Here is a 26,247-nt window from a genome sequence, read left to right on the forward strand (position 1 = left end):
CTATCCGCCGTGGCTCGGCCGGACCTCAGCCGCCGTAGGACCGCAGGGCGTCGATGGCCCGGGTGGTGACGTCCTCCACCGGGCCGGTGGCGTCGATCCCGACCAGCTTGCCCTGGGCGCCGTAGTAGTCGACCAGGGGCGCGGTCTTCTCGCTGTATTCTCGGAGCCGGGTCGCGATCGTCTCCGGCTTGTCGTCGTCGCGCTGGAACAGCTCGGCGCCGCACCGGTCACAGATGCCCGGCCGGGTGGTGGCGTCGAACTCGACGTGCCAGATCTTGCCGCAACCCCGGCAGGTACGCCGGCCGGACAGCCGCCGGATCACCTCGTCGTCGTCGACCACCAACTCCAGGACCAGATCGAGCGCCGTCCCCAGGTCGGCGAGGAGCTTGTCCAGAGCGGCAGCCTGCGGAGTGGTCCGCGGGAAACCGTCGAGCAGGAACCCCTCGCTGGCGTCGGGCTCGGCCAGCCGGTCCCGGACCATGTTGATGGTGACCTCGTCCGGAACCAGCTCGCCCGCGTCCATGTACCGCTTCGCCTCGACACCGAGCGGAGTGCCCTGGGTGACGTTCGACCGGAAGATGTCCCCGGTCGAGATCTTCGGCACCGAGAGGTGCGCGGCGATGAACTCGGCCTGAGTGCCCTTGCCCGCGCCCGGCGGGCCAACCAGAACGAGTCTCATCTACCGCAGGAACCCTTCGTAGTTCCGCTGCATGAGTTGGCTCTCGATCTGCTTCACGGTCTCCAGACCGACGCCGACCATGATGAGCACAGCGGTGCCGCCGAACGGGAAGTTCTGGTACTGCTGGTTGTCCAGCCAGATGAAGAAGAAGTTCGGCAGGATCGAGATCACGCCCAGGTAGAGCGCGCCCGGCAGGGTGATCCGGCTGAGGATGAAGTCCAGGTAGTCGGCCGTCGGCTTGCCCGGGCGGATACCCGGCACGAACCCGCCGTACTTCTTCATGTTGTCCGCGACCTCGGTCGGGTTGAACGTGATCGAGACGTAGAAGTACGTGAAGAAGATGATCAGCAGGAAGTAGACCGCGATGTAGATCGGGCTGCTCGGGTTGACCAGGTTGTTCTGGATCCACGCCTGGGTCTTGCCCGGGTCGTTCTGGTCGAAGAACTGCAGGGCCAGCTGCGGCAGGTAGAGCAGCGACGAGCCGAAGATGACCGGGATGACACCCGCCTGGTTGACCTTCAGCGGGATGTAGGTCGAGGTGCCGCCGTACATCCGCCGGCCGATCATCCGCTTGGCGTACTGCACGGGGATCCGGCGCTGCGCCTGCTCGATGAAGGTGACAGCGGTGATGACCACCAGGACCAGCGCGATGACCAGGGCGAACATGTCCCAGCCCTTGCTGGTCTTGATCTGCCAGCCCTCGCTGGGCAGCCGGGCCGCGATCGAGGTGAAGATCAGGACGGACATGCCGTTGCCGACGCCGCGGTCGGTGATCAGCTCACCGAGCCACATGACCATGCCGGTGCCGGCGGTCATCGTCATCACCAGGATGGACAGCGTCAGCCAGTCCGGGATGCCGGTGCCGGTGGGGATGATCGGGAACTGGTCGCACTTGTTCTGGAACAGCTGCCCGGAACGGGCCAGGGCCACGAACGCCGACGCCTGCAGCACACCGAGACCGAGAGTCAGGTAGCGGGTGTACTGGGTGATCTTCGCCTGGCCGGCCTGGCCCTCCTTGCGGAGCTGCTCCAGCCGCGGGATCACGACGGTCAGCAGCTGCAGGATGATCGACGCGGTGATGTAGGGCATGATGCCCAGCGCGAAGACCGAGAGCTGCAGCAGCGCTCCGCCGGAGAAGAGGTTGAGAAGGTTCACCACCCCGGTGGTGTCACCCTGGATGGTGTCGAGGCACTTCTGCACGTTGCCGTACGAGACGCCCGGGCTGGGGAGCGTCGCACCCAGCCGGTAGACCGCGATGATGCCTACTGTGAACAGCAGCTTCTTGCGCAGGTCAGGCGTACGGAACGCACTGAGAAAGGCGGACAGCAACTTCTTCCTCCTGCGCGAGGCGGGCCGCCGGTGATCCCTGGCGGGTCGGGGTGGATCACGGGCGAGTGCCCGCAATCCATGACTGGGATGGGACTCTAACAGCCCTATCCCGCTACGGGCAGATGCGCCCGACTACATAAATCGATTCCGATGTTACCGGGTGCTAAGACCCCAGGCAGACCCATGGCGCCCGCCAGTTGCTCACACAACCGGACGGACGCCATGGGTCTTACGCCTTACAGCTCGGTGACGGAGCCACCGGCGGCAGCGATCTTCTCCTTGGCCGACGCACTGAACGCGTGCGCGGACACCTGGAGCGCCACACCGCCGAGATCCCCGGTGCCGAGGACCTTGACCGGGTGACCCTTGCGGACCGCGCCGGCCTCGACCAGCTCCAGCGGGCCGACCTGGCCACCGTTCGGGAACAGCTCAGCGAGTCGGTCCAGGTTGACCACCTGGAAGACCACCTTGAACTTGTTCTTGAAGCCCTTCATCTTCGGCAGACGCATGTGGATGGGCATCTGCCCACCCTCGAACGCCGCCGAGATGTTCTTGCGGGCCTTGGAACCCTTGGTACCGCGACCGGCGGTCTTGCCCTTGGAACCCTCACCGCGACCCACACGGGTCTTCGCGGTCTTGGAACCGGGCGCCGGGCGCAGGTGATGCACCTTGATCGTCATTACTCGACCTCCTCGACCTTCACGAGGTGGTTGACCGTGAAGATCATGCCGCGGATCTCGGGCCGGTCCTCCTTGACCACCACGTCGTTGATCCGCTTGAGACCGAGCGAACGCAGCGAGTCACGCTGGTTCTGCTTGGTCCCGATACCGGACCGGAGCTGGGTGACCTTCAGGCGTGCCATCAGGACGCCACCCCCGCCCGCGACGCCAGCATGGCGGCCGGCGCGACGTCCTCCACCGGCAGACCACGACGCGCCGCGACCTGCTCGGGGGACTCGAGCCCCTTCAGGGCCGCCACGGTGGCGTGCACGATGTTGATCGGGTTCGACGAGCCGAGGCTCTTGGAGAGCACGTCGTGGATACCGGCGCACTCCAGCACGGCACGCACCGGACCACCGGCGATGACACCCGTACCGGCCGAGGCCGGCTTGAGCAGCACCACACCAGCGGCGTCCTCACCCGTCACCGGGTGCGGGATCGACTGGCCGATACGCGGAACCTTGAAGAAGTGCTTCTTGGCCTCCTCGACGCCCTTGGCGATGGCCGCGGGCACCTCCTTGGCCTTTCCGTAGCCCACGCCGACCGTGCCGTCGCCGTCGCCCACGATCACCAGGGCGGTGAAGCTGAAGCGACGACCACCCTTCACGACCTTGGCGACGCGGTTGATCGCGACGACCCGCTCAAGGTGCGGGGTCTTCTCGACGGGCGCGTTTCCGCGGCCGCCCTCACGGCGGTTGTCGCGGCGACCACCCTCGTTGCCACCGGACCCGCCGCCACGGCGCTGTTGACCTGGCATCAGCAGCCTTCCTTATCTCTCGTGACGGGGTTGTTAGAACTCGAGCCCGGCTTCGCGGGCGGCGTCGGCAAGCGCGGCGACACGCCCCGCGTACCGGTTGCCACCGCGGTCGAAGACGACCTTGGAGACGCCAGCGGCCTTGGCCCGCTCGGCGAGCAGAGCGCCCACCTTGCCGGCGAGGGCGCTCTTGTCGCCCTCCGCACCGCGCAGCGAGGCGTCCAGGGTCGACGCCGACGCCAGGGTGTGACCCTTGGAGTCGTCGACGACCTGGGCGACCATGTGCCGCAGCGAACGGGTGACGACCAGGCGCGGACGCTCGGCCGTACCGGTGACGTTCTTGCGGACGCGGAAGTGTCGACGCGCACGCCCGACGGCGCGCTTGGCGGCGACACCGCGGCGGCGCTTGAGCAGCGTGGCGCTCACTTCTTACCTGCCTTTCCGGCCTTGCGGCGGATGACCTCGCCCTGGTACTTCACGCCCTTGCCCTTGTAGGGCTCCGGCGGGCGGATCTTCCGGATGTTGGCGGCGACCTCACCGACCTGCTGCTTGTCGATGCCAGCAACGTGGAACAGGGTCGGCCGCTCCACCGTGAAGGTGATGCCCGCCGGGGCGGAGACGACCACCGGGTGCGAGAACCCGAGCGCGAACTCGAGGTCCGAACCCTTGGCGGTGACCCGGTAACCGGTGCCGGCGATCTCCAGGCTCTTGCGGTAGCCCTCGGTGACCCCGACGATCATGTTGGCAACCAGCGTACGGCTCAGGCCGTGGAGTTCCTTGGCCTTGCGCTCGTCGTTCGGCCGGTTGACGCTCAGCTGCCCATCCTCGGCCCGTTCGATCGTGATCGGCTCGGCGAGGGTGTGCTCAAGCTGGCCCTTGGGCCCCTTGACCTTGACGGTCTGCCCGTCGATCGTGATGTCGACGCCGGTCGGTACCGGGATCGACTTACGTCCAATTCGCGACATTTCTACCTGTCTCCCGTTACCAGACGAAGGCGAGGACTTCCCCGCCAACACTCCGCTTGCGGGCCTGCCGGTCGGTCAGCAGCCCCTGGGACGTCGAAATGATCGCCACGCCCAGCCCACCGAGCACCCGCGGGAGCCCGTCCGACTTGGCGTACACCCGGAGACCGGGCTTGGACACGCGCTTGATGCCGGCCAGGCTCCGCTCGCGGTTCTGGCCGTACTTCAGCTCGACGACCAGTCGCTTGCCGACGGCGCCCTCCTCGGGCTCCTCGACCGACCAGGTGGCGATGTAACCCTCGGCCTTCAAGACCTCGGCGATGTTCGCCTTGATCTTGGAGTAGGGCATCTTCACCTGATCGTGGTACGCCTGGTTGGCGTTACGCAGACGCGTGAGCATGTCTGCGATCGGGTCGGTCATCGTCATGGATTTCGTCAGCCTTTCTCGCCGGGGTTCCCGGGGCATCAGCCCCGGGCCTACGGCGAAGAGCAATACCTAATCGGTGCAGGAGTTCCCGGCCGACGGCCGGGACGCGGTCGCCCTTACCAGGAAGCCTTGGACACGCCCGGCAGCTCACCGCGGTGAGCCATCTCCCGGATGCAGACCCGGCAGAGCCCGAACTTGCGGTAGACCGCCTTCGGACGCCCGCACCGCTGGCAGCGGGTGTACGCGCGAACCGAGAACTTCGGCTTCGCGGCCGCCTTGATGATCAGCGCCTTCTTGGCCATCTCAGTTCTCCTTGAACGGGAAGCCCAGGAGCTTGAGCAGCGCCCGGCCCTCGTCGTCGGTCGTGGCGGTCGTGACCACCGTGATGTCCATGCCCCGCTGGCGATCGATCTTGTCCTGATCGATCTCGTGGAACACCGACTGCTCGGTCAGACCGAACGTGTAGTTGCCGTGCCCGTCCAGCTTGCGCCCGTCCAGACCGCGGAAGTCGCGGATACGCGGCAGCGCGATGGAGAGCAGCCGGTCCAGGAACTCCCACATCCGGTCACCGCGAAGGGTGACCTTCGCGCCGATCGGCATGCCCTCACGCAGCTTGAACTGCGCGATGGACTTGGTCGCCCGCCGCACCTGCGGCTTCTGGCCGGTGATCGTGGCGAGGTCACGGACCGCGCCGTCGATCAGCTTGGCGTCGCGAGCAGCCTCGCCGACACCCATGTTGACGACGATCTTGACCAGCCGCGGCACCTGCATGGGGTTGCCGTAGCTGTGCTGCTCGCGCAGCTGGGCCACGATCTCGTTGCGGTACCGCTCCTTGAGGCGCGGCATGGTCTTTTCGGTAGCCGTGGTCATCACAGGTCCTTACCGGTGCTACGCGCGATGCGGACCTTCTGGCCGTTGTCGTCGATCCGGTAACCGACGCGGGTCGGCTTGCCGTCGGAGTCCAGGACCTGCACGTTCGAGACGTGGATCGGGGCCTCCTGGGTGACGATGCCGCCGGTCTTGGCGCCACGCTGGGTGGTGCTGATGCGGGTGTGCTTCTTGACCCGGTTCACGCCCTCGACCAGGACCTTGTCCTGCCGCGGGTAGGCCGCAATGACCTTGCCCTTGGCACCCTTGTCCTTGCCGGCGATGACGACGACCGTGTCGCCCTTCTTGACCTTCACGGTCACAACACCTCCGGCGCGAGGGAAATAATCTTCATGAACCGCTTGTCCCGCAGCTCCCGGCCCACCGGGCCGAAGATGCGGGTACCACGCGGGTCCCCGCCGTCCTTGATGATGACGGCGGCGTTCTCGTCGAAGCGGATGTACGAGCCGTCCGGCCGCCGCTTCTCCTTGGCCGTGCGAACGACGACAGCCTTGACGACGTCGCCCTTCTTCACACCGGCACCCGGGATGGCGTCCTTGACCGTGGCCACGATGACGTCGCCGATGCTCGCGTAGCGCCGACCCGAGCCACCGAGAACCCGGATGCACAGGATCTCCCGAGCACCCGTGTTGTCGGCGACGCGCAGTCGCGACTCCTGCTGAATCACGTCTATCTCCTATGTCTGCCGGTTCTCCGGCCGCCGTGGCGGCCGGAGCCTGGCGGAACCTACGCCCGACGCAACGCCGGGCGAGCTCGAGCCTTCGCTACTTGGCCTTTTCCAGGATCTCCACGATCCGCCAACGCTTGGTGGCGCTCAGCGGCCGGGTCTCCATGATGAGAACCCGGTCACCGGTGCCAGCGGCGTTCTGCTCGTCGTGCACCTTCAGCTTGCTCGTACGGCGCATGATCTTGCCGTACAGCGCGTGCCGAACCCGGTCCTCGACCTCGACCACGACGGTCTTGTCCATCTTGTCGCTGACCACCAGGCCCTCACGGACCTTGCGGCGGGACCGCGCGGTGGCGGTGGCGGTGTCTTCGGTCATGATGCAGTCACCTCAGTCGGCGCGGCCGAGAGCCCCAGCTCGCGCTCGCGCATGATCGTGTAGATCCGGGCGATCTCCCGACGGATGACCTGCAGCCGCCGGTTGTTGTCCAGCTGCCCGGTTGCGGCCTGCACGCGGAGGTTGAACAGCTCCGCCTTGGCCTCCCGCAGCTTCGTGACCAGCTCCTCCTCGGAGAGCTCACGCAGCTCGGTCGCCTTAACGCCCGCTGCCATCAGGATTCACCCACTTCGCGCGTAACAATGCGGCACTTCATCGGGAGCTTGTGGATCGCGCGACGCATGGCCTCTCGCGCGGTCTGCTCGTTGGGGAAGGACATCTCGAAGAGAACCCGCCCCGGCTTGACGTTGGCGACCCACCACTCGGGCGAACCCTTACCGGAACCCATCCGGGTCTCGGCAGGCTTCTTGGTGAGGGCCTGGTCCGGGAAGATCGTGATCCAGACCTTGCCACCACGCTTGATGTGGCGAGTCATCGCGATACGTGCCGACTCGATCTGCCGGTTCGTCACGTACGCCGGCTCGAGAGCCTGGATCCCGAACTCGCCGAACACCACCCGGTTACCACCCTTGGACGCGCCACTGCGGTCCGGGTGGTGCGGCTTGCGGAAGCCCTTCGGGGGCTTGCGCGGCATCAGCATCTGTCAGCCCTCCTGCTGCGTTTCTGCCGGAGCAGCCGCGGCGGCGACAGCGGAGCTGTCGACCGGCTCGCCACTCGGCGTCTCGGCCTGCTGCGCGATGGTGGTCGCAGCAGCCCGGCCGGCCTCGGTGCCACCAGCCGTGGTGCCGGACGAACCCGACCGGCCACGGCGCGGACGCTCGGGACGGTCGCCGCGCTCACCACGACGCGGGCGGGACGGACCGGCCTCGGCCGGAGCCTCCCGGCCCGGAACGGCGTCGCCCTTGTAGATCCAGACCTTCACACCGATCCGACCGAACGTGGTACGGGCCTCGAAGAAGCCGTACTCGATGTTGGCCCGCAGCGTGTGCAGCGGAACCCGGCCCTCACGGTAGAACTCGGTCCGGCTCATCTCGGCGCCGCCGAGGCGACCCGAGACCTGAACCCGGATGCCCTTGCAGACCGGGTTCTTCATCGCCGACTGCATGGCCTTGCGCATCGCCCGACGGAAGCTGACCCGGCTGGACAGCTGCTCGGCCACGCCCTGCGCGACCAGCTGAGCGTCCGACTCGGGGTTCTTCACCTCGATGATGTTCAGCTGAACCTGCTTGCCGGTGAGCTTCTCCAGCTCGCCGCGGATCCGGTCGGCCTCCGCACCCTTACGGCCGATGACGATGCCCGGCCGGGCGGTGTGGATGTCGACCCGAACCCGGTCGCGGGTGCGCTCGATGTCGACCTTGGAGATCCCGGCACGCTCGAGGCCCTTGGACATCATGCGGCGGATCTTGACATCCTCGCCGATGTAGTCCTTGTAGAGCTTGTCCGCGAACCAGCGGGACTTCCAGTCGGTCGAGATGCCGAGCCGGAACCCAGTGGGGTGAACCTTCTGACCCATTACTCGGCGTCCTCCGTCTTGCTCTGCGCTTCGGCCGGTGCGGCCTCCGTGGCCGGGGCGGCCTTCTTGGCCGCGGCCTTCCTCGGCGTTGCCGGCGCGACCGCTTCGACCGCCACGGTGATGTGGCACGTGCGCTTGCGGATGCGGTAGGCCCGACCCTGGGCCCGCGGCTGGAACCGCTTCATCGTCGGACCCTCGTCCACGAAGGCCTCGCTGACGAGCAGCGCGTCGGGGTCCAGCCGCTCGTTGTTCTCCGCGTTGGCGATCGCGCTAGCGAGCACCTTGTAAACCTGCTCGCTCGCAGCCTGCGGCGCGAACTGCAGCACCGTGAGCGCCTCCTTCGCGGGCAGGCCGCGGACGAGGTTGACCACCCGGCGCGCCTTCATCGGCGAGATGCGCACGTGCCGCGCAACCGCCCGCGCGCCCGGAAGCACCGGAGCGTCGCCCTTTCCTGGCATCGCTGTAACCCCTTGTTCCCTCTATCCGTATGCCTGGCGGCGTCAGCGCCGACGGCTCTTCCGGTCGTCCTTCTCGTGACCCTTGAACGTGCGGGTCAGCGCGAACTCGCCGAGCTTGTGCCCGACCATCGCCTCGGTCACGAACACCGGGACGTGCTTGCGTCCGTCGTGCACGGCGATCGTGTGCCCCAGCATCTCGGGGATGATCGTCGAGCGCCGCGACCAGGTCTTGATCACGTTCTTCGAGCCCTTGTCGTTCTGGACTTCCACCTTCTTGAGCAGGTGGTCGTCGACGAACGGGCCCTTCTTCAGGCTGCGAGGCATGTCTTATCTCCCTCAGCCGCGCTTACGCGTGGCGTAGCGACGGCGGACGATCAGCCGGTCACTCGGCTGGCCCTTACGGCGGGTGCGGCCCTCGGGCTTACCCTGCGGGTTGACCGGGTGGCGACCACCGGAGGTCTTACCCTCACCACCACCGTGCGGGTGGTCGACCGGGTTCATGGCGACACCACGGACGGTCGGGCGCTTGCCCTTCCACCGCATACGGCCGGCCTTGCCCCAGTTGATGTTCGACTGATCGGCGTTGCCGATCTCGCCGACGCTGGCGCGGCAGCGCACGTCCACACGCCGGATCTCGCCGGACGGCATACGCAGGGTCGCGTACGCGCCCTCACGGCCGAGCAGCTGGATGCCGACGCCGGCGGAACGGGCCAGCTTGGCACCGCCACCCGGGCGCAGCTCCACGTTGTGGATCGTGGTACCGACCGGGATGTTGCGCAGCGGCAGGTTGTTGCCGGGCTTGATGTCGGCGCCCGGACCGGACTCGACGCGGTCGCCCTGCTTCAGGTCCTTCGGCGCGATGATGTACCGCTTCTCGCCGTCGGCGTAGTGCAGCAGCGCGATGCGCGCCGTGCGGTTCGGGTCGTACTCGATGTGAGCGACCTTCGCCGGCACGCCGTCCTTGTCGACCCGCTTGAAGTCGATCAGACGGTACTGACGCTTGTGACCGCCGCCGTGGTGCCGCGTGGTGATCCGGCCGTGGGCGTTACGCCCGCCCTTCTTCGGCAGCGGAGCCAGCAGCGACTTCTCCGGCGTGGACCGGGTGATCTCGGCGAAGTCAGCGACACTCGAGCCACGTCGGCCCGGCGTCGTCGGCTTGTACTTACGGATAGCCATTGTCTACACCCCTCAGCTGACCGGGCCGCCGAAGGCCTCGATGCGGTCACCGTCAGCCAGCTTCACGATCGCCCGCTTGGTCGCCTTGCGCTGACCGAAGCCGGTCTTGGTGCGCTTGCGCTTACCCTGGCGGTTGAGCGTGTTGACCGTCAGGACGCGGACGTTGAAGATCTGCTGGATAGCGATCTTGATCTCGGTCTTGTTCGCGTCCGGGTGCACCAGGAAGGTGTACCAGTTCCGGTTCAGCTCGCTGTAGCTCTTCTCCGAGACGACCGGCGCCACGATGATGTCGCGCGGGTCGGCGATCGTGCTCACTTGCCACCCTCCTCGGTGGTCTCGGCGGGCACGCCCAGGAACTCGTCCAGGGCGTCCTTGGTGAAGACCACGTCGTCGGCCACGAGCACGTCGTACGTGTTCAGCTGGCCGGACTCGATCAGGTGCACCCGCGGCTCGTTGCGCAGCGACACCCAGTTCAGCTCGTCGGTGCTGCTCAGCACGACCAGGACCCGACGGGCCTCGGTGAGCTTCGCCAGCGTGGCGAGAGCGGCCTTGGTCGACGGCTTCTCGCCGGAGACGAACGCCTCGACGACGTGCACCTGCCCGGCGCGCGCCCGGTCGGAGAGGGCGCCCCGCAGAGCGGCGGCCTTCATCTTCTTCGGGGTCCGCTGGCTGTAGTCACGCGGCACGGGACCGTGCACGACGCCACCACCGGCGAACTGCGGCGCGCGGATCGAGCCCTGGCGGGCGCGACCGGTGCCCTTCTGCTTGTACGGCTTCTTGCCGCCACCGGCGACCTCGCCGCGGGTCTTGGCCTTGTGCGTGCCCTGTCGGGCCGCCGCGAGCTGGGCCACCACGACCTGGTGCATCAGCGCGACGTTGGCCTGCACGTCGAAGATGTCCGCCGGCAGCTCGACCGAGCTGCTGGTGGTGCCTTCGACGGTGCGCACGTCAACGGTGGTCACTTGGCCGCACCGCCCTTCTTCACCTTGCTCTTCGCCGCGGTACGGACCAGAACGAGCGCGCCCTTCGGACCGGGGATGGCACCCCGGACGAGCAGCAGGTTGTTCTCGGTGTCGACCGCCTGGACGGTGAGGTTCTGCACGGTGTACCGCACGCCACCCATCCGGCCGGCCATCCGGGTGCCCTTGAAGACACGACCCGGCGTGGCGCAGGCGCCGATGGAACCGGGCGAGCGGTGCTTGCGCTCGACACCGTGGCCGGCACCCAGACCGTGGAAGCCGTGCCGCTTCATCGGACCCGCGTAGCCCTTGCCCTTGGTCTTGCCCGTGACGTCGATGACGACGCCGGCCGGGAACTCCTCGACCGTGACCTCCTGGCCGAGCGAGTATTCCGCGGCGTCCGTGGTGCGCAGCTCGACGATGTGCCGGCGCGGCGCCACGTCCGCCTTGGCGTAGTGCCCGCTGACCGGCTTCTTGACCTTGCGCGGGTCGATGGTGCCGTAGGCCAGCTGGACCGCGGAGTAACCGTCCTTCTCGGCGCTACGAACCTGGCTGATGACGCACGGGCCGGCCTCGACCACGGTCACGGGAACAACGCGGTTGTTGTCCCAGACCTGGGTCATGCCGAGCTTGGCGCCCAGGATCCCCTTGACTTGCCTGTCCATTTGTCCGGTCCCTACAGCTTGATCTCGATGTCGACGCCAGCCGGCAGGTCGAGGCGCATGAGCGAGTCGACCGTCTTCGGGGTCGGGTCGATGATGTCGATCAGCCGCTTGTGCGTGCGCATCTCGAAGTGCTCGCGCGAGTCCTTGTACTTGTGCGGCGAGCGGATAACGCAGAAACGGTTGATCTCCGTGGGCAGCGGCACCGGGCCCGCGACCTGCGCCCCGGTGCGCGTCACCGTCTCGACGATCTTCCGAGCCGAGGAGTCGACGACCTCGTGGTCATAGGCCTTGAGCCGGATGCGGATCTTCTGTCCCGCCATGGTGGCTTCTGTTCCTTCTCTCGATGCCGCTGTGTTGCGGGCGCCTGTACCGGCTGGTACAGGTCCACTTCGCCGACCCCCGCGGTCGGGCGTGTCGCGCCCTCGGGCCGAGCTCCGCCCCTAGGTTCCGGAGTGGTGCTGACCGCGCGGTGGGTCAAGGCGCCGATCGCATTACCGCGACCTGAACGCCGTGCGAGGGTGGTTGGCGACTGGGCCGCCAACCACCCTACGCTCGACTGTCTCGCCACCCGGAGGTTCAGCGAAAGCCGAACACAGGCGACGAACTGTCGTTACGCAACCTGACTAGTATGCCGCACGACCGGCGGCGGGTCTAATCGGGGTTACCTAGTTCACTTGACGATCTTGGTGACGAACCCGGCGCCGACGGTGCGGCCACCCTCGCGGATCGCGAACTTGAGGTTCTCCTCCATGGCGATGGGCTGGATCAGCTTCACCGACATGGTGGTGTTGTCACCCGGCATGACCATCTCGGTGCCCTCGGGGAGGGTGACGACACCGGTGACGTCCGTGGTCCGGAAGTAGAACTGCGGACGGTAGTTCTGGAAGAACGGGGTGTGGCGGCCACCCTCCTCCTTGGAGAGGATGTAGACCGTCGCCTCGAACTCCGTGTGCGGAGTGGTGGTGCCCGGCTTCACGACGACCATGCCGCGCTCGACGTCCTCGCGCTTGGTACCACGCAGCAGCAGGCCGACGTTCTCACCTGCGCGGGCGTCGTCCAGGGTCTTCCGGAACATCTCGATCGCGGTGACCTTGGTCTTGAAGCCCTTCTCGCGGATGCCGACAACCTCGACGTCCTCGTTCGGGAGCAGCACGCCGCGCTCGACACGACCGGTGACGACGGTGCCACGACCGGTGATCGTGAACACGTCCTCGACGGGCATGAGGAACGGCTTCTCGGTCTCGCGCTCCGGCTGCGGGATCGCGGTGTCGACCGCGCTCATCAGCTCGAGGAGCTTCGCGGTCCAGACCGGGTCACCCTCGAGCGCCTTCAGCGCGGAGACCTGGACGACCGGCAGGTCGTCACCCGGGTACTCCTGCGAGGAGAGCAGCTCGCGGACCTCGAGCTCGACGAGCTCCAGGAGCTCCTCGTCGTCGACCATGTCGCTCTTGTTGAGCGCCACGACGATGTACGGCACACCCACCTGACGGGCAAGCAGCACGTGCTCGCGGGTCTGCGGCATCGGGCCGTCGGTCGCCGCGACCACCAGGATCGCGCCGTCCATCTGCGCGGCACCGGTGATCATGTTCTTGATGTAGTCCGCGTGACCGGGGCAGTCAACGTGCGCGTAGTGCCGCGCCTCGGTCTGGTACTCGACGTGCGCGATCGAGATCGTGATGCCGCGGGCCTTCTCCTCCGGCGCCTTGTCGATCTCGTCGAACGGCGTGTAGGGGTTCAGGTCCGGGTACTGGTCGTGCAGGACCTTGGTGATGGCCGCCGTCAGCGTCGTCTTACCGTGGTCGATGTGACCAATGGTGCCGATGTTGACGTGCGGCTTAGTCCGCTCGAACTTAGCCTTCGCCACTGGTGTCCTCCTGTGGACTTCTTGGTTCGTACGCCCGGCGCGCCGGTCGGCGCTTAGGACTCTGTCGACAGCCTTTCCGGCCAGACGGCCGGAGAGCCTTTGTGGGTTCTGCGGCGATGAAGCCTACAGGCCCGGTCTCACGCGATCCGATCGTGGTGGCCGCGGGCGGGTGAAACCTCCCGCGACCAACCACGAATCACCTGCTCGGGGCGTTACTCGCCCGTTGCCTTGGCGATGATCTCCTTCGCGACGCTCTGCGGAACCTCGGCGTAGGAGTCGAACTGCATGCTGTAGCTAGCCCGGCCCTGGGTCTTCGACCGCAGGTCGCCGACGTAGCCGAACATCTCCGACAACGGCACCAGAGCCCGGACGATGCGGGCGCCGCTGCGCTCCTCCATCGCCTGGATGATGCCGCGGCGGGAGTTGAGGTCACCGATGACGTCACCCATGTTCTCCTCAGGAGTGGTGACTTCAACGGCCATCATCGGCTCGAGCAGTGCCGGATCGGCCTTGCGGGCCGCGTCCTTCATCACCATCGAGCCGGCGATCTTGAATGCCATTTCCGACGAGTCGACCTCGTGGTACTGGCCGTCCAGCAGCGTCAGCTTCACACCGACCAGCGGGAAGCCCGCCAGGATGCCGTACTGCATGGCGTCCTGGGCACCGGCGTCCACCGAGGGGATGAACTCCCGGGGGATGCGGCCGCCGCTGACGGCGTTGGCGAACTCGTAGGTCGGCGAGTCGTTGTCCAGCGGCAGCGGCTCGACGCTCACGATGACGCGGGCGTACTGGCCGGAACCACCGGTCTGCTTCTTGTGCGTGTACTCGACCTTCTCCACCTTGCGGCGGATGGTCTCGCGGTACGCCACCTGCGGCTTGCCGACGTTGGCCTCGACGTTGAACTCGCGGCGCATCCGGTCGACCAGGATGTCCAGGTGCAGCTCACCCATGCCGGAGATGACCGTCTGACCGGTCTCCTCGTCCAGCTGGACGCGGAAGGTCGGGTCCTCCTCGGCCAGGCGCTGGATCGCGGTGCCCAGCTTCTCCTGGTCGGACTTGGTCTTCGGCTCGATCGCCACCGAGATGACCGGCTCCGGGAAGGTCATCGACTCCAGGATCACCGGGTTCGCCGGGTCGGAGAGCGTGTCGCCGGTGGTGGTCTGCTTGAGACCCTGCACGGCGATGATGTCACCGGCCTGCGCCGACGGACGCTCTTCCCGCTTGTTGGCGTGCATCTGGTAGATCTTGCCGATCCGCTCCTTGCGGTCCTTGGTGGAGTTGACCACCTGCGAACCGGAATCGAGCGTGCCGGAGTAGACCCGCACGTAGGTGAGCTTGCCGAGGTGCTTGTCCGTCTGGATCTTGAAGGCCAGACCGGAGAACGGCTCCGAGTTCGACGGCTTCCGCAGCAGCGGGGTCTCACCGTCGGTGGCCGTACCCTCGATCGCGGGGACGTCCAGCGGCGACGGCAGGAAGTCGACGACGGCGTCGAGCATGGGCTGAACGCCCTTGTTCTTGAACGCCGAGCCGCACAGCACCGGGTTGGCCTTGCCGGCGATGGTGGCACGCCGGATGGCGGCCTTGATCTCCTCGACGGAGACCTCGTCGCCCTCCAGGTACTTCTCCATCACCGCGTCGTCGACGTCGGCGAGGGTCTCCATCAGCTTCTCGCGCCACTCGGCTGCGGAGTCGGCCAGCTCGGCCGGGATCTCCTCGACCGCGTAGTCCTCACCCTTCTGGGTCTCCCCGCGCCAGGTGAGGGCGCGCATGCCGATCAGGTCGACGACACCGATGTGGTCGCCCTCGAGCCCGATCGGGATCTGGAGCACCAGCGGGGTGGCGTTCAGCCGGTCGACCATCATCTGCACGCAGCGGAAGAAGTCGGCACCGGTCCGGTCGAGCTTGTTGACGAAGCACATACGCGGGACGTTGTACTTGTCGGCCTGCCGCCAGACGTTCTCCGTCTGCGGCTCCACGCCGGCGACACCGTCGTAGACCGCGACCGCACCATCCAGGACCCGCAGCGACCGCTCGACCTCAACCGTGAAGTCGACGTGGCCGGGCGTGTCGATGATCTGGATCGTGTGGCCCTTCCACTCACACTTGGTAGCAGCGGAGGTGATGGTGATACCACGCTCCTGCTCCTGCTCCATCCAGTCCATGACGGCAGCGCCCTCGTGGACCTCACCGATCTTGTACGTGATACCGGTGTAGAACAGGATTCGCTCGGTGGTCGTGGTCTTACCGGCATCGATGTGCGCCATGATGCCGATGTTGCGTACGTTGGCGAGCGCGTCTGCGGCGGCCACTTCAATCCCTACTTATCGTCGTCTCGACTCAACTGGTGGCGGTTCCGGCGCCCGTGGGGGCGCCGGAACCAGGGTGTTACCAGCGGTAGTGCGCGAAGGCCTTGTTCGACTCGGCCATCTTGTGCGTGTCCTCGCGCCGCTTGACGGCGGCACCGAGGCCGTTGCTCGCGTCCAACAGCTCGTTCATCAGCCGCTCGACCATGGTCTTCTCGCGCCGGGCGCGGGAGTAGGTGACCAGCCAGCGCAGGCCCAGGGTGGTCGCCCGGGTCGGGCGGACCTCGACCGGAACCTGGTAGGTGGCGCCACCGACACGACGGCTGCGCACCTCGAGGGTCGGCTTGACGTTGTCCATCGCCCGCTTCAGGGTGACGACCGGGTCGGTGCCGGACTTTTCGCGGCAGCCCTCGAGGGCCGCGTACACGATGGACTCGGCGAGCTGACGCTTGCCGCGGAGCAGAATCTTGTTCACCAGCTGGGTGACCAGCGGCGAGTTGTACACCGGGTCAGCGACCAGCGGCCGCCGCGGAGCGGGTCCCTTACGCGGCATGTCAGCTCTTCTCCTTCTTCGCGCCGTAACGGCTGCGCGCCTGCTTGCGGTTGCGGACACCCTGGGTGTCCAGCGAGCCGCGAACGATCTTGTAACGCACGCCGGGGAGGTCCTTCACCCGGCCACCGCGGACGAGCACGATCGAGTGCTCCTGCAGGTTGTGACCGACGCCCGGGATGTAGGCGGTCACCTCGATCTGGCTGCTGAGCTTCACGCGAGCGACCTTGCGCAGCGCCGAGTTCGGCTTCTTCGGGGTGGTGGTGTACACGCGGGTGCACACGCCGCGCCGCTGAGGAGAACCCTTCAGCGCCGGGGTCTTGGTCTTGGTCGTCTTCGCCTGGCGGCCCTTTCGGACCAGCTGCTGGATCGTGGGCACCGGGTTTCTCCGCTCCCTTCGGCCGCATCCGCGGCCGCGCCGTCTGCTCGTTAGCCGGTCTGATGACCGGCTCTCCTACATTCCGACCAGGGTCGCCTTGCGGAGACCCCGGCACCCGCGGTCGGGCGTGTCGCCCTCGTCACGGCTCCGTTGCGACGCTCTCGCGTGCGAACCGGAGTTTGTCACCGGTACGCGGGTTGCCCCGCCCCGGATCTCTGGCCTTGTCGTGCCGCCGCCCGGACTCCGGAAACAGCGCACGCACGAGTTGCCCGGGCAAGCCCGGGCACAAGGGGAAAGAGTACCTACCACAACCGCCCAGGTCAAAACGGAATGGCCCGGCGACTGTCTCACATCCGCCGGCCGGATCTCGTCCTGCCTCGTCGCCCGCGATGGGCACCTGCGAGCACAAGTGTACCGGCTTCCCCGCAGGACCACCCGTCGGCCCCGGGCCGGCACCGGAAAGCACCACCGATGCGAGGACGGCACCGAAACGGACGGGAGTGCCTCAGGCCAGAGCGAGGAGCAACGCCAGGCCCAGGCCCAGGAGGCTGAGCACCGCTCCCGCCACACCGCAGCTGATCCCGGCCACCGCCAGACCACGACCGGTGAAGCGGACGGCCGGAGGCGCTACCGGCCGGCGGATCTGCCGCTGACCGAGCAGCCCGATGACCACGGCTGCCACACCCGTCAGCACCCCGAGCACCGCGAACGCCCCGGAAGCCCAGGCCCCACCCTCGTCCACGAACGTCACCCCGAAGCAGATGACCAGCAGCGAAACCAGTGCCGACGCGATTCCGGCCACCAGCGCCCCGATGGCCAGCCCGGATGTGACCGGCGCCACGTCCAGGTGCACGACACCGAACGGCGTACCCGGAACCGTCTCGACCCGCTTCGGCGGTCGGCGCTGGTCGTCGGTCGGCGGCGGCGGAGACCCGGCCACGCCGCCCCACCCGGGTGCGTGACCCGGCGACGGCGGACCCCACCCCTGGGGCACACCGGGCCCGGACGGCGGCGGACCCCAACCGGGCGGCACACCGGGCCCGGACGACGGCGGACCCCATCCCGGCGGCACACCCGGCCCAGACGACGGCGGACCCCACCCGTGGGGTGCGTGGGTCGGCGCACCGGAGACCGGGTACGGCTGGTGAAAGCCGGTCGGCGCGGTCGGGCCCCAGCCGGGGTGCGGCGCACCCCATCCCGGCGCGGAGACCGGGGGGTGCGGTGGGCCGCCCGGACCCGGTCGCTCCCAGCCACTCGGCGGGGCCGAGGCCGGCGCGGACGAAGCCGGCGCGGACGAAGCCGGCGCGACCGGAGCAGGCGCGGGCGAAGCTGGCGCGACCGAAGCGGGCGCGGGCGACGCCGATGCGGGAGGGGTCGGCTCGGGCGACGCCGGCACAGGAGAGGTCGGCTCGGGCGGGGTCTGCGCGTCCGGAGGGCCGGCCGGTTCGTCCGCAGGGGGCCGCGCCGGTTCCGTCACGAGGTCCTCCTGTCGAAAGGGCACCACCGCCGCACGGTGGACACCGGCCAGGCTACCGCCGAGGGCACCGTCGCCGGGGCGCGGCCACCGGCGCGCTCAGTCCATGTTCGTCGGGTAGTCGTGGCCGAACGGCCCACCGGCCAACCGGACCACACCGATCACGACCGCGATCACCACGGTGGCCGCGACCAGGACCAGGCCCGTCCAGGCCATCCGCTCCCCCCGGCGCAGCCAGGCGCCGCCGGTCAGGAAACCCCCCGAGGTGTACGCCTCACGGCGCGCCTGTCGCGCCAGTTGCAGCGCGACCGTCGCCGGCACCACCCCGCCGATGAAGAGCCCGGTCAGCATGCCGAGCAGCCCCAGTGCGAAGACCGCCCGTGCCTTCGTGGCACGGGCCGGATCCGGGTCCAGCGGGTGACGCGGGTCCTGCTGCGCGACGGGCACCTGCCCGGGTGCGGTCGTCATCCCCCCATCATGCCCAACTCGCAGCCGGGGTGGGTGGGTCCGGACGCGACGAGGCCCCCGGCGGACGCCGGGGGCCTCGTCGTGTGACTGGTGCTTAGCGGTACGACCCGAAGTCGAAGTCGTCCAGCGGAACAGCCTGCCCGCCGGCCGGCCCGAACCCGTAGTCGGTCTCCGGGTACCCGGTCATCGAGTAGACCTTGGCCTTGGCCTCCTCGGTCGGCTCCACCCGGACGTTGCGGTACTTGCTGATGCCAGTACCGGCCGGGATGAGCTTTCCGATGATCACGTTCTCCTTGAGGCCGACCAGCGAGTCGCTGCGCGAGTTGATCGCAGCGTCGGTCAGCACCCGGGTGGTCTCCTGGAAGGAGGCCGCCGAGAGCCAGGAGTCGGTGGCCAGCGAGGCCTTGGTGATACCCATCAGCACCGGACGACCGGCGGCGGGCTCGCCGCCCTCGGAGACGAGTCGGCGGTTCTCCGACTCGAACAGCGCACGGTCGACCAGCACACCCGGCAGGAACTCGGTCGAGCCGGAGTCGATGACCGTCACCCGCTTGAGCATCTGGCGGATGATGATCTCGATGTGCTTGTCGTGGATGAGCACACCCTGCGAGCGGTAGACCTCCTGGACCTCACTGGTCAGGTGGACCTGGACCGCCCGCGGACCCATGATCCGCAGAAGCTCGTGCGGGTCGATGGTGCCCTCGGTCAGCTTCTCGCCGACCGCGACGTGACCGCCGTCGTGGGTCCGGAGCTTGACCCGCTTCGAGATCTTGTCGTAGACGATCTCGTCGCTGCCGTCGTCCGGCACCACGATGATCTTGCGCGAGCGCTCGCCGTCCTCGATCCGGATCCGGCCAGGGGTGTCGGCGATGGGCGCCTTACCCTTCGGGACCCGAGCCTCGAAGATTTCCTGAACACGAGGCAGACCCTGGGTGATGTCCTCACCCGCGACACCACCGGTGTGGAAGGTACGCATCGTCAGCTGCGTACCGGGCTCACCGATGGACTGGGCGGCGATGATGCCGACCGCCTCGCCGATGTCGACCGACTTACCGGTCGGCAGCGACCGGCCGTAGCAGGCCGCGCAGACACCCAGCTTCGACTCGCAGGTGAGCACGCTGCGGACCCGGACCGTCTCCACGCCGGCGGCGACGATCTTGTCGACCCCGATGGAGTTGATGTCCTGGCCACGCTCGGCCACCACGGTCCCGTCCGGGCCCTTGATGTCGTCGGCCAGCGTCCGGGCGTGCACGCTGGTCTCGGCGTGGGTGTGGACGACGAGCTTGCCGTCCAGCCGCTCGCCGATCTGCATCGGGATCGCCCGGTCGGTGCCGCAGTCCTCTTCGCGGATGATGACGTCCTGCGAGACGTCCACCAGACGACGGGTCAGGTAACCCGAGTCGGCGGTCCGCAGCGCGGTGTCGGCGAGACCCTTACGGGCACCGTGCGTGGAGATGAAGTACTCCAGCACGGACAGACCCTCCCGGTAGCTGGCCTTGATCGGCCGCGGGATGATCTCGCCCTTCGGGTTGGCCACCAGACCACGGATCGCCGCGATCTGCCGGAGCTGGAGCAGGTTACCGCGAGCACCCGAGTTGATCATCTTCCACAGTGGGTTCTCCTGCGGCAGCGCGGTGTCCATCTCCTTGGCGACCTCGTTGGTCGCCTTGGTCCAGATCTCGATGAGTTCGCCGCGACGCTCCTCGGCGGTCATCAGACCACGCTGGTACTGCTTGTCGATCCGGTCGGCTTCCTTCTCGTACCGCGCCAGGATCTCCGCCTTGCGCGGCGGAGCGATGACGTCCTCCATGCCGATCGTCACGCCGGACCAGGTGGCCCAGTGGAAGCCGGCCTCCTTGAGCCCGTCCAGGGTGGCGGCCAGGGCCACCTTGGGGAAGCGCTCAGCGAGGTCGTTGACGATCGCGGAGAGCTGACCCTTGCGGATCTCGTAGTTCACGAAGCGGTAGCCCTGCGGCAGCGTCTCGTTGAACAGCACCCGACCCAGGGTCGTCTCGATGGTCAGCGGGTCACCCTCGACCCAGCCCTCCGGGGCGGTCCACGCCTCGGCGCCAGCACCGTTGTCGACACCGATCACGCCACGCAGGCGGATCCGCACCGGCGCCTGCAGGTGCAGCTCACTGTTGTCGAAGGCCATCCGCGCCTCGGCGTCCGAGCTGAACGCCCGGCCCTCGCCCTTCTCACCGGCGGTGAGGTGGGTGAGGTGGTACAGACCGATGACCATGTCCTGGGTGGGCATGGTGACCGGCTTACCGTCGGCCGGCTTGAGGATGTTGTTCGACGACAGCATCAGGATCCGCGCCTCGGCCTGAGCCTCGGCGGACAGCGGCACGTGCACCGCCATCTGGTCACCGTCGAAGTCGGCGTTGAACGCGGTGCAGACCAGTGGGTGGATCTGGATGGCCTTGCCCTCGACCAGCTGCGGCTCGAAGGCCTGGATGCCCAGGCGGTGCAGGGTCGGTGCACGGTTGAGCAGCACCGGGTGCTCGCCGATGACCTCTTCCAGCACGTCCCACACGACCGGGCGCTGACGCTCGACCATCCGCTTGGCGGACTTGATGTTCTGTGCGTGGTTGAGGTCGACCAGCCGCTTCATCACGAACGGCTTGAACAGCTCCAGCGCCATCTGCTTGGGCAGACCACACTGGTGCAGCTTGAGCTTCGGGCCGACCACGATGACCGAACGGCCGGAGTAGTCGACGCGCTTGCCCAGCAGGTTCTGGCGGAACCGGCCCTGCTTGCCCTTGAGCATGTCGGACAGCGACTTGAGCGGGCGGTTACCCGGGCCGGTGACCGGCCGACCACGACGGCCGTTGTCGAACAGCGCGTCGACGGCCTCCTGGAGCATCCGCTTCTCGTTGTTGACGATGATCTCGGGAGCACCGAGGTCGATCAGCCGCTTGAGGCGGTTGTTCCGGTTGATCACGCGGCGGTACAGGTCGTTGAGGTCCGAGGTCGCGAAGCGGCCACCGTCGAGCTGCACCATCGGGCGCAGGTCCGGCGGGATGACCGGGACGCAGTCCAGCACCATGCCGAGCGGCGAGTTGCGGGTGTTCAGGAACGCCGCGACGACCTTGAGCCGCTTGAGCGCCCGGATCTTCCGCTGACCCTTGCCGGACCGGATGGTCTCCCGCAGGCTCTCGGCCTCGGCGTCGAGGTCCATGTTCTGGACCAACGCCTTGATCGCCTCGGCGCCCATGGAACCGGTGAAGTACTCACCGAACCGGTCGCGCAGCTCGCGGTAGAGCAGCTCGTCGGTGACCAGCTGCTTCGGCTCCAGCTTGCGGAAGGTGTCCAGCACCTCGTCCAGGCGGTCGATCTCGCGCTGGGCCCGGTCGCGGATCTGGCGCATCTCGCGCTCTCCGCCCTCCTTGACCTTGCGCCGGACGTCCGCCTTGGCACCCTCGGCCTCCAGCTCGGCCAGGTCGGCCTCGAGCTTGGCGGCCCGCTTCTCGATCTCCGAGTCGCGGCTGTTCTCGGACTGCCGCTTCTCGGCCAGGATCTCGTTCTCGATCGTCGAGAGGTCACGGTGACGCGACTCCGCGTCCACGCTCGTCACGACGTACGAGGCGAAGTAGATGATCTTCTCGAGATCCTTGGGGGCGAGGTCCAGCAGGTAGCCCAGCCGGCTCGGAACGCCCTTGAAGTACCAGATGTGGGTCACCGGAGCGGCGAGCTCGATGTGCCCCATCCGCTCACGACGGACCTTGGAGCGAGTCACCTCGACGCCGCAGCGCTCACAGATGATGCCCTTGAACCGGACCCGCTTGTACTTACCGCAGTAGCACTCCCAGTCCCGCTGCGGACCGAAGATCTTCTCGCAGAAGAGCCCGTCCTTTTCCGGCTTCAGGGTGCGGTAGTTGATCGTCTCAGGCTTCTTGACCTCGCCGTGCGACCACTGACGGATGTCGTCGGCGGTGGCGAGACCAATGCGCAGCTCGTCGAAGAAGTTGACGTCGAGCACTATGTCCCCTATGTCGTCGTCTGTACTGCTAATTCTCGGGTGGGGTCGGGGGCCGGCGAACCGGCCCCCGACCGCTCACCTCAGACCTCTTCGACCGAGCTCGGCTCGCGCCGGGACAGGTCGATGCCCAGCTCCTCAGCGGCCCGGAACACCTCGTCGTCGGTCTCGCGCATCTCCAGGGCCACACCGTCGCTCGACAGCACCTCAACGTTGAGGCACAGCGACTGCAGCTCCTTGAGCAGCACCTTGAACGACTCCGGGATGCCCGGCTCCGGGATGTTCTCGCCCTTGACGATGGCCTCGTAGACCTTCACCCGGCCGAGCACGTCGTCGGACTTGATCGTGAGCAGCTCCTGCAGGGCGTAGGCAGCGCCGTACGCCTGCATCGCCCAGCACTCCATCTCACCGAAACGCTGACCACCGAACTGCGCCTTACCACCCAGCGGCTGCTGCGTGATCATCGAGTACGGGCCGGTCGACCGAGCGTGGATCTTGTCGTCGACCAGGTGGTTGAGCTTCAGGATGTAGACGTAGCCGACAGCGATCGGGTCCGGCAGAGGCTCACCGGAACGACCGTCGAAGAGCTGCGCCTTGCCGGTACGACCGATCAGCTGCTTGCCGTCCCGGTTGGGCAGGGTCGACTCGAGCAGACCGGAGATCTCCTCCTCGCGGGCACCGTCGAAGACCGGGGTCGCCACATTCGTGTCGCCCTCGGACTCGTGCGCGTCGATCGAGCGGAGCTGGCGCTTCCACTCGGCGTCGTCGCCCTCGACCTTCCAACCGGTCTTGGCGACCCAACCGAGGTGGGTCTCCAGCACCTGGCCGATGTTCATCCGGCTCGGCACACCGAGCGGGTTGAGCACGATGTCGACCGGGGTGCCGTCCTCCAGGAACGGCATGTCCTCGACCGGCAGGATCTTCGAGATGACGCCCTTGTTGCCGTGCCGGCCGGCGAGCTTGTCGCCGTCCTGGATCTTGCGCTTCTGGGCGACGTAGACCCGGACCAGCTCGTTGACACCCGGCGGCAACTCGTCGCCGTCCTCGCGGGAGAACGTGCGCACGCCGATGACCGTGCCGGTCTCGCCGTGCGGCACCTTCAGCGAGGTGTCCCGAACCTCACGCGCCTTCTCACCGAAGATCGCGCGGAGCAGGCGCTCCTCCGGGGTCAGCTCGGTCTCACCCTTGGGCGTGACCTTGCCGACCAGGATGTCACCGGGGACGACCTCGGCGCCGATCCGGATGATGCCGCGCTCGTCGAGGTCAGCGAGCATTTCCTCGCTGACGTTCGGGATGTCGCGGGTGATCTCCTCCGGGCCGAGCTTGGTGTCCCGAGCGTCGACCTCGTGCTCCTCGATGTGGATCGAGGTGAGCACGTCCTGCTGCACGAGGCGCTGCGACAGGATGATCGCGTCCTCGTAGTTGTGGCCCTCCCAGCACATGAACGCCACCAGCAGGTTGCGTCCGAGTGCCATCTCGCCCTCGTCGGTGCACGGACCGTCGGCGATGACCTGACCGGCCTCGACGCGGTCGCCCTCGAAGACGACCGGCTTCTGGTTGACGCAGGAGCCGGCGTTGGAGCGGCGGAACTTGTGCAGCAGGTACGTCCGGCGGTGGCCGTCATCCTGGTGGATGGTGACGTAGTCGGCGCAGAGGTCCTCGATCACACCGCCGACCTCGGCGACCACCACGTCGCCGGCGTCGACCGCGGCGCGGTATTCCATGCCCGTACCCACGAGCGGCGCCTCGGCCTTGACCAGCGGCACCGCCTGGCGCTGCATGTTCGCGCCCATCAGTGCCCGGTTGGCGTCGTCGTGCTCGAGGAACGGGATCATGGCGGTCGCGACCGAGGTCATCTGCCGGGGCGAGACGTCCATGTAGTCGACGGCGGCGGGGACGACGTCCTCGGTCTCGCCGCCCTTACGACGGCAGAGCACCCGGTCCTCGGCGAACGTGCCGTCAGCCTTCAGGCGCGCGTTGGCCTGGGCCTTGACGAACCGGTCCTCCTCGTCCGCGGTCAGGTAGTCGATCTGGTCGGTGACCCGACCGTCGACGACCTTCCGGTACGGCGTCTCGATGAAGCCGAACGGGTTGACCCGGGCGAAGGTGGACAGCGCGCCGATCAGGCCGATGTTCGGGCCTTCCGGCGTCTCGATCGGGCACATCCGGCCGTAGTGGGACGGGTGCACGTCGCGGACCTCGAAGCCGGCCCGCTCCCGGGACAGACCACCCGGGCCGAGCGCGCTCAGCCGGCGCCGGTGGGTCAGGCCCGCCAGCGGGTTGGTCTGGTCCATGAACTGGGACAGCTGCGACGTGCCGAAGAACTCCTTGATCGCCGCCACCACCGGGCGGATGTTGATCAGGGTCTGCGGCGTGATCGCCTCGACGTCCTGCGTGGTCATCCGCTCGCGGACGACCCGCTCCATGCGGGACAGGCCGACCCGAACCTGGTTCTGGATCAGCTCACCCACGGTGCGCAGGCGACGGTTGCCGAAGTGGTCGATGTCGTCGGCCTCGTAGCCCTCCTCACCGGCGTGGAGCCGGCAGAGGTATTCCACGGTGGCGACGATGTCGTCCTCGGTCAGCGTGCCAGTGGTGATCGGCACGTCGACTTCGAGCTTCTTGTTGAACTTGTAGCGCCCGACCTTGGCGACGTCGTACCTCTTCGGGTTGAAGAAGAGGTTGTCGAGCAGGGTCTGGGCGTTCTCGCGCGTCGGCGGCTCGCCAGGGCGCAGCTTGCGGTAGATGTCGAGCAGCGCCTCGTCGGCGCCGGCGATGTGGTCCTTCTCGAGCGTGGTCATCATCAGCTCGGACCAGCCGAACTTCTCACGAATGCGCTCGGCCGACCATCCGATGGCCTTGAGCAGGACCGTGACGGCCTGCCGACGCTTACGGTCGATGCGTACGCCGACCGTGTCGCGCTTGTCGATGTCGAACTCCAGCCAGGCACCCCGACTCGGGATGACCTTGACGCTGGAGAGGTCGCGGTCGGAGGTCTTGTCCGGCTGCTTGTCGAAGTACACGCCCGGAGACCGGACGAGCTGGCTGACCACGACGCGCTCGGTGCCGTTGATGACGAAGGTGCCCTTGGGCGTCATCATCGGGAAGTCACCCATGAACACCGTCTGGCTCTTGATCTCGCCAGTGGTGTTGTTGGTGAACTCCGCGGTCACGAAGAGCGGAGCGCAGTAGGTCAGGTCCTTCTCCTTGCACTCCTCGATCGAGGCCTTGACCTCGTCGAAGCGCGGCGCCGAGAAGGAAAGTGACATGGTGCCGGAGAAGTCCTCAATGGGACTGATCTCTTCAAGGATCTCCGCGAGACCCGAGCGTGCGTGCGGGTCGTCCGCCGACCGGCCCTGCCAAGCCTCGTTGCCGACGAGCCAGTCGAAGGACTCGTTCTGAATGGCAAGGAGGTTGGGGACCTCGAGGTGTTCGGTGATCCTGCCGAATGAAACTCGGCGGGGAGCGAATGCGCTCGACGTACGACTGGTCTTCGCAGGGCGGGAAGCTGCCAAGATGCGTCCTTCCGAGGACCGGTGCTGCAGAACGGCTGGTACGCGTGCACTCCAATGACCCCACCAGAATTATCCGTAAACGGACATTTCCGAGCAGGGGTCAAGTCGGAAGGCAGCGCAAACTA

The 26,247-nt window shown here is 67.4% G+C and carries 31 protein-coding genes; all 31 read right to left on the bottom strand.

What is annotated here, in order from left to right:
• Positions 1–25 precede the first annotated feature (25 nt).
• Complete coding sequence (locus tag O7631_RS01465; protein WP_088950228.1) at positions 26–679, bottom strand: adenylate kinase; 654 nt, start codon at positions 677–679, stop codon at positions 26–28.
• Entirely contained in the window at positions 680–2,008 is a 1,329-nt protein-coding gene (gene secY / locus O7631_RS01470) for a preprotein translocase subunit SecY (protein ID WP_278142684.1), read from the bottom strand.
• Positions 2,009–2,244: 236 nt separating this feature from the next.
• A complete protein-coding gene (gene rplO, locus O7631_RS01475; RefSeq protein ID WP_088987584.1) occupies positions 2,245–2,688 on the bottom strand; it encodes a 50S ribosomal protein L15 in 444 nt (147 codons plus the stop codon).
• Complete coding sequence (gene rpmD, locus O7631_RS01480) at positions 2,688–2,870, bottom strand: 50S ribosomal protein L30 (RefSeq protein WP_030329904.1); 183 nt, start codon at positions 2,868–2,870, stop codon at positions 2,688–2,690. The genes rplO and rpmD overlap by 1 nt, the downstream gene beginning before the upstream one ends.
• The gene (gene rpsE, locus O7631_RS01485; protein WP_013288621.1) at positions 2,870–3,484 is read right to left on the bottom strand and encodes a 30S ribosomal protein S5; all 615 of its coding nucleotides are present in this window, start codon (positions 3,482–3,484) and stop codon (positions 2,870–2,872) included. Before rpsE ends, rpmD begins: the two co-directional genes overlap by 1 nt.
• Positions 3,485–3,517: 33 nt before the next feature.
• Positions 3,518–3,895 (bottom strand): 50S ribosomal protein L18, encoded by a 378-nt coding sequence (gene rplR / locus O7631_RS01490; RefSeq protein ID WP_347403535.1) that lies wholly within the window; start codon positions 3,893–3,895, stop codon positions 3,518–3,520.
• An 8-nt stretch (positions 3,896–3,903) separates the two neighbouring features.
• Positions 3,904–4,446 carry a 50S ribosomal protein L6 gene (gene rplF / locus O7631_RS01495; protein WP_278142685.1) on the bottom strand — a complete coding sequence of 181 codons (543 nt, stop codon included), beginning with the start codon at positions 4,444–4,446 and terminating at the stop codon, positions 3,904–3,906.
• 16 nt (positions 4,447–4,462) lie between these two features.
• Positions 4,463–4,870 (bottom strand): 30S ribosomal protein S8, encoded by a 408-nt coding sequence (rpsH, locus tag O7631_RS01500; RefSeq protein ID WP_007465270.1) that lies wholly within the window; start codon positions 4,868–4,870, stop codon positions 4,463–4,465.
• 116 nt (positions 4,871–4,986) lie between these two features.
• Positions 4,987–5,172, bottom strand: a complete 186-nt coding sequence (locus tag O7631_RS01505) for a type Z 30S ribosomal protein S14 (protein WP_007465272.1) — start codon at positions 5,170–5,172, stop codon at positions 4,987–4,989.
• A 1-nt stretch (position 5,173) separates the two neighbouring features.
• Positions 5,174–5,740, bottom strand: coding sequence for a 50S ribosomal protein L5 (gene rplE, locus O7631_RS01510; protein WP_088987580.1), 567 nt, complete (start codon positions 5,738–5,740; stop codon positions 5,174–5,176).
• On the bottom strand, positions 5,740–6,060 hold the full coding sequence (gene rplX / locus O7631_RS01515; RefSeq protein ID WP_007465276.1) for a 50S ribosomal protein L24: 321 nt from the start codon (positions 6,058–6,060) through the stop codon (positions 5,740–5,742). Before rplX ends, rplE begins: the two co-directional genes overlap by 1 nt.
• On the bottom strand, positions 6,057–6,425 hold the full coding sequence (rplN, locus tag O7631_RS01520) for a 50S ribosomal protein L14 (RefSeq protein WP_007073026.1): 369 nt from the start codon (positions 6,423–6,425) through the stop codon (positions 6,057–6,059). Before rplN ends, rplX begins: the two co-directional genes overlap by 4 nt.
• A gap of 97 nt (positions 6,426–6,522) precedes the next feature.
• On the bottom strand, positions 6,523–6,801 hold the full coding sequence (gene rpsQ / locus O7631_RS01525; RefSeq protein WP_112584814.1) for a 30S ribosomal protein S17: 279 nt from the start codon (positions 6,799–6,801) through the stop codon (positions 6,523–6,525).
• Positions 6,798–7,034: a 50S ribosomal protein L29 gene (gene rpmC, locus O7631_RS01530; RefSeq protein ID WP_007465283.1), complete on the bottom strand. Its 237-nt coding sequence runs from the start codon at positions 7,032–7,034 to the stop codon at positions 6,798–6,800. The genes rpsQ and rpmC overlap by 4 nt, the downstream gene beginning before the upstream one ends.
• Complete coding sequence (gene rplP, locus O7631_RS01535; RefSeq protein ID WP_053653940.1) at positions 7,034–7,459, bottom strand: 50S ribosomal protein L16; 426 nt, start codon at positions 7,457–7,459, stop codon at positions 7,034–7,036. The genes rpmC and rplP overlap by 1 nt, the downstream gene beginning before the upstream one ends.
• 3 nt (positions 7,460–7,462) lie before the next feature.
• The gene (gene rpsC / locus O7631_RS01540) at positions 7,463–8,332 is read right to left on the bottom strand and encodes a 30S ribosomal protein S3 (protein ID WP_145778898.1); all 870 of its coding nucleotides are present in this window, start codon (positions 8,330–8,332) and stop codon (positions 7,463–7,465) included.
• Positions 8,332–8,790: a 50S ribosomal protein L22 gene (rplV, locus tag O7631_RS01545; RefSeq protein WP_088987577.1), complete on the bottom strand. Its 459-nt coding sequence runs from the start codon at positions 8,788–8,790 to the stop codon at positions 8,332–8,334. The genes rpsC and rplV overlap by 1 nt, the downstream gene beginning before the upstream one ends.
• Positions 8,791–8,832: 42 nt before the next feature.
• Complete coding sequence (gene rpsS, locus O7631_RS01550) at positions 8,833–9,114, bottom strand: 30S ribosomal protein S19 (protein ID WP_007465299.1); 282 nt, start codon at positions 9,112–9,114, stop codon at positions 8,833–8,835.
• A 12-nt stretch (positions 9,115–9,126) separates the two neighbouring features.
• Positions 9,127–9,966: a 50S ribosomal protein L2 gene (gene rplB, locus O7631_RS01555; protein WP_088987576.1), complete on the bottom strand. Its 840-nt coding sequence runs from the start codon at positions 9,964–9,966 to the stop codon at positions 9,127–9,129.
• 12 nt (positions 9,967–9,978) lie between these two features.
• Complete coding sequence (gene rplW / locus O7631_RS01560) at positions 9,979–10,281, bottom strand: 50S ribosomal protein L23 (RefSeq protein ID WP_007465304.1); 303 nt, start codon at positions 10,279–10,281, stop codon at positions 9,979–9,981.
• Positions 10,278–10,928 (bottom strand): 50S ribosomal protein L4, encoded by a 651-nt coding sequence (gene rplD / locus O7631_RS01565; RefSeq protein ID WP_088987575.1) that lies wholly within the window; start codon positions 10,926–10,928, stop codon positions 10,278–10,280. The genes rplW and rplD overlap by 4 nt, the downstream gene beginning before the upstream one ends.
• A complete protein-coding gene (gene rplC, locus O7631_RS01570) occupies positions 10,925–11,590 on the bottom strand; it encodes a 50S ribosomal protein L3 (protein ID WP_278142686.1) in 666 nt (221 codons plus the stop codon). The genes rplD and rplC overlap by 4 nt, the downstream gene beginning before the upstream one ends.
• An 11-nt stretch (positions 11,591–11,601) precedes the next feature.
• A complete protein-coding gene (rpsJ, locus tag O7631_RS01575) occupies positions 11,602–11,910 on the bottom strand; it encodes a 30S ribosomal protein S10 (protein ID WP_007073037.1) in 309 nt (102 codons plus the stop codon).
• 350 nt (positions 11,911–12,260) lie between these two features.
• Positions 12,261–13,454: an elongation factor Tu gene (tuf, locus tag O7631_RS01580; protein WP_145778897.1), complete on the bottom strand. Its 1,194-nt coding sequence runs from the start codon at positions 13,452–13,454 to the stop codon at positions 12,261–12,263.
• Positions 13,455–13,666: 212 nt separating this feature from the next.
• Complete coding sequence (gene fusA, locus O7631_RS01585; RefSeq protein WP_269682302.1) at positions 13,667–15,763, bottom strand: elongation factor G; 2,097 nt, start codon at positions 15,761–15,763, stop codon at positions 13,667–13,669.
• Between the two features lie 76 nt (positions 15,764–15,839).
• Positions 15,840–16,310, bottom strand: a complete 471-nt coding sequence (gene rpsG, locus O7631_RS01590; RefSeq protein WP_007465317.1) for a 30S ribosomal protein S7 — start codon at positions 16,308–16,310, stop codon at positions 15,840–15,842.
• Between the two features lies 1 nt (position 16,311).
• A complete protein-coding gene (gene rpsL, locus O7631_RS01595) occupies positions 16,312–16,686 on the bottom strand; it encodes a 30S ribosomal protein S12 (RefSeq protein ID WP_007465318.1) in 375 nt (124 codons plus the stop codon).
• Between the two features lie 505 nt (positions 16,687–17,191).
• On the bottom strand, positions 17,192–17,626 hold the full coding sequence (locus O7631_RS01600; protein WP_278142688.1) for a phage holin family protein: 435 nt from the start codon (positions 17,624–17,626) through the stop codon (positions 17,192–17,194).
• Positions 17,627–18,259: 633 nt separating this feature from the next.
• Positions 18,260–18,628, bottom strand: a complete 369-nt coding sequence (locus O7631_RS01605; RefSeq protein ID WP_278142690.1) for a hypothetical protein — start codon at positions 18,626–18,628, stop codon at positions 18,260–18,262.
• Positions 18,629–18,722: 94 nt separating this feature from the next.
• Positions 18,723–22,610 carry a DNA-directed RNA polymerase subunit beta' gene (locus O7631_RS01610; RefSeq protein WP_088987569.1) on the bottom strand — a complete coding sequence of 1,296 codons (3,888 nt, stop codon included), beginning with the start codon at positions 22,608–22,610 and terminating at the stop codon, positions 18,723–18,725.
• Positions 22,611–22,690: 80 nt separating this feature from the next.
• Positions 22,691–26,122, bottom strand: coding sequence for a DNA-directed RNA polymerase subunit beta (locus O7631_RS01615; protein ID WP_278142691.1), 3,432 nt, complete (start codon positions 26,120–26,122; stop codon positions 22,691–22,693).
• Between the last annotated feature and the right edge of the window lie 125 nt (positions 26,123–26,247).

It is taken from the genome of Micromonospora sp. WMMD967, assembly GCF_029626165.1.
GTDB classification, from domain to species: Bacteria; Actinomycetota; Actinomycetes; order Mycobacteriales; family Micromonosporaceae; genus Micromonospora; species Micromonospora taraxaci.

Coding starts and splice junctions, on each gene's coding strand:
- rplV (WP_088987577.1), bottom strand. CDS start 8,790: ATGCCAGGAAAGGGCGACGCTCCGGTGCTTCCGGGCGCGCGGGCGGTT.
- rpsJ (WP_007073037.1), bottom strand. CDS start 11,910: ATGGCGGGACAGAAGATCCGCATCCGGCTCAAGGCCTATGACCACGAG.
- rpmC (WP_007465283.1), bottom strand. CDS start 7,034: ATGGCAGCGGGCGTTAAGGCGACCGAGCTGCGTGAGCTCTCCGAGGAG.
- rpsG (WP_007465317.1), bottom strand. CDS start 16,310: ATGCCGCGTAAGGGACCCGCTCCGCGGCGGCCGCTGGTCGCTGACCCG.
- rpsH (WP_007465270.1), bottom strand. CDS start 4,870: ATGACGATGACCGACCCGATCGCAGACATGCTCACGCGTCTGCGTAAC.
- O7631_RS01505 (WP_007465272.1), bottom strand. CDS start 5,172: ATGGCCAAGAAGGCGCTGATCATCAAGGCGGCCGCGAAGCCGAAGTTC.
- rplO (WP_088987584.1), bottom strand. CDS start 2,688: ATGACGATCAAGGTGCATCACCTGCGCCCGGCGCCCGGTTCCAAGACC.
- rpsC (WP_145778898.1), bottom strand. CDS start 8,332: ATGGGTCAGAAGGTTCACCCCACTGGGTTCCGGCTCGGCATCTCGACC.
- rplE (WP_088987580.1), bottom strand. CDS start 5,740: ATGACCACGGCTACCGAAAAGACCATGCCGCGCCTCAAGGAGCGGTAC.
- O7631_RS01465 (WP_088950228.1), bottom strand. CDS start 679: ATGAGACTCGTTCTGGTTGGCCCGCCGGGCGCGGGCAAGGGCACTCAG.
- rpsS (WP_007465299.1), bottom strand. CDS start 9,114: ATGCCTCGCAGCCTGAAGAAGGGCCCGTTCGTCGACGACCACCTGCTC.
- rpsQ (WP_112584814.1), bottom strand. CDS start 6,801: ATGACCGAAGACACCGCCACCGCCACCGCGCGGTCCCGCCGCAAGGTC.
- O7631_RS01605 (WP_278142690.1), bottom strand. CDS start 18,628: ATGACGACCGCACCCGGGCAGGTGCCCGTCGCGCAGCAGGACCCGCGT.
- rplB (WP_088987576.1), bottom strand. CDS start 9,966: ATGGCTATCCGTAAGTACAAGCCGACGACGCCGGGCCGACGTGGCTCG.
- rplF (WP_278142685.1), bottom strand. CDS start 4,446: ATGTCGCGAATTGGACGTAAGTCGATCCCGGTACCGACCGGCGTCGAC.
- rpsE (WP_013288621.1), bottom strand. CDS start 3,484: ATGCCAGGTCAACAGCGCCGTGGCGGCGGGTCCGGTGGCAACGAGGGT.
- rpmD (WP_030329904.1), bottom strand. CDS start 2,870: ATGGCACGCCTGAAGGTCACCCAGCTCCGGTCCGGTATCGGGACCAAG.
- rplC (WP_278142686.1), bottom strand. CDS start 11,590: ATGGACAGGCAAGTCAAGGGGATCCTGGGCGCCAAGCTCGGCATGACC.
- rplP (WP_053653940.1), bottom strand. CDS start 7,459: ATGCTGATGCCGCGCAAGCCCCCGAAGGGCTTCCGCAAGCCGCACCAC.